The sequence below is a fragment of the Synechococcus sp. R3-13 genome (assembly GCF_047462195.1).
In the GTDB taxonomy this organism is placed as follows: domain Bacteria; phylum Cyanobacteriota; class Cyanobacteriia; order Thermostichales; family Thermostichaceae; genus Thermostichus.
The window spans coordinates 1-6,107 of the sequence record NZ_JANSIO010000162.1 but is presented as its reverse complement, the minus strand read 5'-3'; the positions used below and the strand labels follow the sequence as shown (position 1 = coordinate 6,107).

Annotated in this window: 3 protein-coding genes and 1 pseudogene; 3 read left to right on the top strand and 1 reads right to left on the bottom strand. The window is 58.3% G+C overall.

The features are described from left to right. The 3 genes and pseudogenes from NW856_RS05045 to NW856_RS05035 all read left to right on the top strand — a co-directional run. Positions 1-866, top strand: a pseudogene (locus NW856_RS05045) (hypothetical protein); the annotation flags it as partial. Positions 867-1,101: 235 nt separating this feature from the next. Continuing rightward, the gene (locus NW856_RS05040) at positions 1,102-2,568 is read left to right on the top strand and encodes a hypothetical protein (protein ID WP_011434306.1); all 1,467 of its coding nucleotides are present in this window, start codon (positions 1,102-1,104) and stop codon (positions 2,566-2,568) included. 306 nt (positions 2,569-2,874) lie between these two features. Beyond that, positions 2,875-5,271 (top strand): ExeM/NucH family extracellular endonuclease, encoded by a 2,397-nt coding sequence (locus NW856_RS05035; protein ID WP_414399393.1) that lies wholly within the window; start codon positions 2,875-2,877, stop codon positions 5,269-5,271. Positions 5,272-5,548: 277 nt separating this feature from the next. Here the strand turns inward: NW856_RS05035 and NW856_RS05030 are convergent. Continuing rightward, positions 5,549-6,107, bottom strand: a 559-nt coding sequence (locus tag NW856_RS05030; RefSeq protein WP_414399392.1) for a cobalt-precorrin-5B (C(1))-methyltransferase, incomplete at its 5' end; no start/stop codon positions are given.

The window sequence follows — 6,107 nt, the reverse complement described above, 5'->3', positions numbered from 1 at the left end:
CCGTGTCGCTGCGAGAGCTGCTGGGGAATCTGTGCCGCTACTTGCACGATCCTGGCTCTTGGGCCGGCAACCGGAACTCCCTGCTGGCTCCACGGGATAGCCATGTGTTGGTGAGCGCCCAGGCCGCCTTTTTGCCCATCCCTGCCGAGGGATCCGCTCAATTCAACCCGGTGCTGTTCAACTACCAATCCCATCCCGGCAACCCAGCCGTGCTGGCAATCTTGGCCACCCGCGAGGGCACCAGCATTACGGTGATCGAGAACCGCACTGAAGATAAGGTAGATAAGGTGGGCGAAGCTATTTGGGGCCAGCGCCTTTTCTTCAACCAAAATGGTGAACGGGCCAGCCTCACCGGGCAGCGCCTCAGCGATTTTCGGGCCGAGCAAGCCGCCAACCCAACCCCTCAGGATCCCGATGCTGCGGAAGTGGCAGAAGAAGCCCTGAACCTGGTGATGGTGATCCAAGTACCTCTCCAGCAGCGGCAGCCGCCGCGAAGGGAAGTTGAGGATATCTCTGTCAAGTTTTTCGGACGCGCAGCCGACCTGGCCGGCCTCAGCAATGTAGAAGCCGCTGTCATCGGACATGGAGAGGTAGAGGGCCCCTTCACCGAGATCAACAACCTGGACATCGAGCGGGATCCTCGCTTTCCCATTCGGGTCACGGTCCAGTTCTACAAAGCCACCGACAATGGTGTGGTCTCCGCCGAGGACATGGCCCAAATTCACCATCAAATTGCCCGCGTCTACCGAGAGGCCGACTATGTGGGCAGCTTGGTGATTCAGCCGGATACAGGCCGACCTACGGAGTACGACCGCGATGCAGAGACAGAGCGCCCCTTTCCCTTTCCTGGGTGGCCGTGGCGTTAGGGCCTGCTGCGCATTCTTCCCACAACCTGCAAGCGAGGGGCAGCATCTTCTCGCCCTAGAGTTTCTCTACTACACTGACAACTGACCTGGTGCCAAGAGGAGGGGGTGTCGGCCCGATATCCTCGGCAAGGTCTGGGTCTGTAGAGGCGGTTGCCAAAGTATCCTCTTTTGAGGCGGAGGTGCTTGCCTGTACCAGCTCTTGCCCAAGGCAGTGGGGAGCTTTTCCTGCAACACTATGGCTGACGCAGTTCCCGTTCGGCGCTACGACCTGTTTGTGCAGGCTTCCCGGCTGCTGCAGCGCTACCGGCAGCTCACGCCGGAACTCCGTCCCATAGGGCTAGAGGTGGCTCTGGCCATCCAGTATCACCGCGCTCAGGCCGGATCGGGATCCCTGCTGCCTTGGGTGGGATCCCCTCGCGGACTGCCCTTGCAGCAAGTGGCCCAGCGCATTTGCGACCCGTTTTACAGCAAAACCCACCCTCTTTTACCGACCTTGCCCGAAACCGGCGAGCCTTTGGTGTGGCCTCTGTTCAACCAGGGGGAAAACGGCTTGATCCGGCCCCTGGCCCCGAGCAAAGTGGGCGGGAAACTGGCGGAACGGCGCTGGCTCAAAGCCTGCAACAGCCAGGAAGGGATCGGCTGTCATGCCTTGGCGGCCCACTTGTGGCAAGACGAGCGCTTTTTGGCCGAAGACCGGGATCTCTGTCCTTTCCGCCTTTATGATGGGCGCTACCCCTTGAGCGTGGATCAAGGGCGACAGACTTGCGGCTTTGACGATCACCCCTGTGGCTGGCAGCCGGGACACCCCAAAATGTTGCAGGTGGTGGGCAAAGGCAAACAGGCCGAGATCCTGCTCCCCCACTGGACGGATGACATGTGGGCGATGCTCATTCCCTCCCATCGTCCGCTGCCGATTTACCCGCTCTTGGTGATGCTTTACTTTGGCCAAGAAACTTTGCAAAAGGGGCGGAGCAGCCTCTCCATCGAGCAATTTCGTCTGGATTTTCAGTTCAGCCAGTCTCAACTGCGCCTGTTGTTCGACACCCACCCTGAGCACCCCTTGAATCGACACCTGCTTACCTGGGCTCAGCAGCCAGAGGTGGAGTGGGGATCCACAGAACTCTTGCCCCAGATGCCGCCCCTCCTGCATCAACCTGCTGGGGGCAAGGTGGTTTTGGATCCCGATGAGCCGCCCCAGTTCCGCAGCAGTGGGATCCCTCACAGCGCCGGGACAGACCCGCTGATGGCAGAACGCCGCCGTCGCCGTCAGTTGGAGCGCAGCGAGCGCCACAACGAGATCTTGCACCAGTTTCGCCGCTGGTTCCGCCTGGCAGGATTGGAAGTCCGGGAGGATCAGCATACCTTTGACTTTTTGGCCGTGGCGGACGGGCATCTGCTTTTGGCCGAAGTGAAGCTCCTGCACCACAAGGATGCGGCAGAGGCTTTGCAGGAAGTGGTGGGACAGTTGCTCTACTATGAGCGCTTTGCCCTCGGCCCTTGGATCGAGCAGGGCTTTTCCGTTCAGAAGGCCGCCGTTTTCGATGGGCCACCGCCAGATCCCTATGTGCGATTTCTAGAAGACCTGGGCATTGCCACCTACTGGATCAACGAGCAGCAGATGATCGATGGGCCAGAAAACTCTTTGCGTCTGCTGCGCCAGATGGGGGTGCGGGTACGACCGGATCCCGAATTGGGGGATTAGGGGAAAAAGCCTGCCCATGTTCTCCGCTGAGTTTTGACTCAGGCGGGGGTAACTTCTTGTCTTCTTAAGCGTACCTTAGCTGCCCCTTTACTCAGATTCCTTCCTGAAGATGGTATCCATATAGTCCATATAGACGGTAAAAATACGGGATCCTTTGAAGTTTCGGGAGGAGTGAAGCAGATGTGGTCTAGGGTTACTTCGCGTCGTGTTGCCCAATCAATTGCGGTGCTAGTTTTTGGTTTGGTGCTTTTGGTTTCTCTGCAAGGGTTCGGCTCCAGAAGAACTCTTTTGCCAATACTTACACCTGTGCCCACACCGACCCCGACTTCAACACCCACAGCCACGCCAACACCGACGCCCACGCCGGGAGGCTGTGATCCCAACGCCAACCTGATCCCAGTTGGCACTGTCCAGGGCACTGGCTTCACTTCCCCCCTGGTGAACCAAACAGTCACGGTTTCTGGAATCGTAGTAGGAGACTTTGAAAATGAGGGGGTGGCTGGCCAAACCTATCTCCAGGGCTACTACCTACAAGATGATGGTGACGGGAATCCCGCCACATCAGATGGCATCTTCGTTTTCAGTGGCACAGCTAATAACGTCAGGCTTGGGGATAGGGTTCAGGTGACCGGAACGGTTGCTGAGTTCCGCCAGCAAACCCAGCTCTCCAACGTCACCAGCTTTACTGTCTGTAGCTCTGACAATCCGTTGCCGGCCCCAGTGCAGATCTCTCTACCGCTGACTGCGGAGCAAAGGGAAGCTCTGGAAGGAATGCTGGTCACATTTGGAAATCAGCCCCTGTTTGTAACCGACTCCTTCTTGCTGGGACGCCACGGGGAGCTGAGTGTGGCCACAGAGCGGTTGTTCACTCCTACGCAAATTGCGGCTCCCAGCCAGGCAGCTGCCATTCAAGCGGAAAACGACCGAAAGCGGATTCGCATTGATGACCGGCTGCTCACCCAAAACCCAGATCCGGTTATCTACCCCACTCCGGGTGGCCTGAGCGCGGCTAACACTGTGCGCGGCGGCGATCGCGTCAGCAACATCACCGGGATCATGACCCAGTTGCGAGGCCGGAATGTCAGTGGCGATGTGGATGCGACCATCGACTACCGTATCCACCCCAATGATCCCAACAACTTGCCCAGGTTTACAGCCACCAACCCTCGCCCGCAAAACCCACCCTCAGTAGGGGGCTCCCTGAGGGTAGCTAGCTTTAACCTGTTCAACTACTTCAACACCTTCGGCAACGCCTGCTTCCCCAATAACTCCTCCTGTCGGGGAGCCAGCAACGCCACCGAGTTCACCCGCCAGCGGGATAAGCTCATCGAGGCTATTCGCCGCATGGATGCCGATATCGTAGGCCTCAACGAGTTAGAGAACGATGGATACGGTTCGAATAGTTCCATTCAGGATTTGGTGAACGGGCTCAACCAGGTCATGGGGGCAGGAACCTACGCCTTTGTGAATGTTGGAGTGCCCAACCTGGGCGGCGATGCCATCACCAACGGCTTTATCTACAAGCCAGCTACGGTTGAAATTGCCCCCGGCACTAACCCGGCCTTCCTGGACACAGGGGAATTCACCCAAGGCCCCGGACGCTTCCATCGTCCTCCTCTGGCTGTAACCTTCCGGCAGCGGAGCAACAACGCCACCTTCACTGTTGTGGTCAACCACTTCAAGTCCAAGGTTTCTCCCTGCGATCCTATTGACAACGATCCCTTCCAAGGCAATTGCAACGGCAACCGCACCCGGGCCGCTCAGCAACTCTTGAGCTGGCTCGCCACCAATCCAACTGGCTCCACCGATCCGGATGTGTTGATTATGGGGGATCTCAACTCCTACGCTATGGAGGATCCGATCAAAACTCTGGAGGCGGGCGGGTTCACCAACCTCAATAGCCCCAACAGCTACTCCTTTAGCTTCCAAGGACAGTGGGGATCTCTGGATCATGCCCTGGCCAACAGCAGTCTGAGACCCCAAGTTACAGGCTCAGCTAAGTGGCACATCAACGCTGATGAGCCCGTGAGCTTGGACTACACCCTGAGCTTCAAGAGTCCCTCTCAGCAGAGCCTCTTCTACGCCAGCGATCCCTTCCGCTCTTCCGACCACGATCCGGTGCTCGTTGGCTTGAACCTGACTCCGGCCCCAACACCGACGCCGACGCCCACACCGACACCAACTCCTCCTTCCGTTAACCTGCCTTTGACTGAAGGCTTTGATAACTGCAACCCTGCTCCAGCCGGCTGGCAGATTGTGGATGTGGACGGCGACACCAGTCGTTCCTGGCGTTGTGTCAACTCCCTTGCCGAGGCCAACGCTTTCAACGGTCAGCAACCGGCTAATGACTGGCTGATCACTCCTCCTCTGAACCTGGCTTCCGTCAGCAACCCAGTTCTGACCTTCCGCAATCAGAGTTCTTTTAGCGATAACGGCCTTCCTCCTTCGCAACAACTAAGCGTTCTTTACTCCACCAACTACAGCGGTGCAGGCACTCCAGCGGCAGTGAATGCAGCCACTTGGACTGCTCTGACGATTCCCACTCTCTCTACGGGCAGCTTCGTCGACTCCGGCCCGATTTCTCTGGCTGGGATCCAGCCTTCCAACCGTGTTTACATTGCCTTCCGCTATCGCTCTTCTGGTACAGCTTCCGGCTCGGCCACTCGCTGGCGGGTGGATAGTGTCAACATCTCCGGGAACTAGGTGTGGGATCCTAGTGCCAACCTGAGTCTGATTGGCAGTGGCTGGGAAAGTGGATCTGCTTCCTCAGCCGTAACGCTCTCCTATGTGGTCTTGGCCGGGATCCACCGTTGCTCAGCGGGTTTCGAGCAGAGGGATTGACTTTTGGAGCACGGACTAAAGGGAGAGGAACCGGGGGTGGTTGCCTTTGGCGGCACGGAGCGCTTAAGACACTTCGGGAGAAAAATGGTTGAGGATCCGGGGGGATTGCAATGTCCTCGTCTCAATCGAAATGACCTCATTATGGGATCCCCACCTGGGCGCAGATTTGCCCCTGGCGATCGAACAGGGTTACCTGCAACAACAGGGATCGGCTGGCGTATTTCTGCACATAGCCTGTGGCTCGCTCCAGGATTTGGCGAGCCAACTCCTGCATCACGGGTGCTGCCCAGCCAAGGCCATCCAGATGGTGCACCGCTGCCTCTACTGTCCGCAACTCCAACACCTGCCGCGCCTGTTCTGCTGTTCCTCCGCGCCGGATCAGGGCTGCCGCCAGAATTTCCAAGCGAGCATCGGCCACGTGGCTGGAAGTGGTGAAGATCCCCCCCGCCAGCTTGATCAGCTTGCCGTGGTAGCCGATCAAATGAATGGACTCCGCCCCCCGCAGCGCCGCTTCCACCAGCAACGGCCCTATCCAATTGGCTACTCGCAGGATCTGGTCTTCCGGGATCCCTTGCCGCAGCGCCACTTGCTGCCCATGGCTGCCCACGCAAAAGGTCAAATGCTTGTGCTGCTCCAACTTTTGTTGCAGCTCTTGGCGGGCTTGCTCTAAGCTCTCAACACTTGAGGAAGGCTCCACC

Excerpts from the sequence above, each read along its gene's own strand:
- NW856_RS05040 (WP_011434306.1), top strand. The coding sequence starts at position 1,102 with ATGGCTGACGCAGTTCCCGTTCGGCGCTACGACCTGTTTGTGCAGGCT.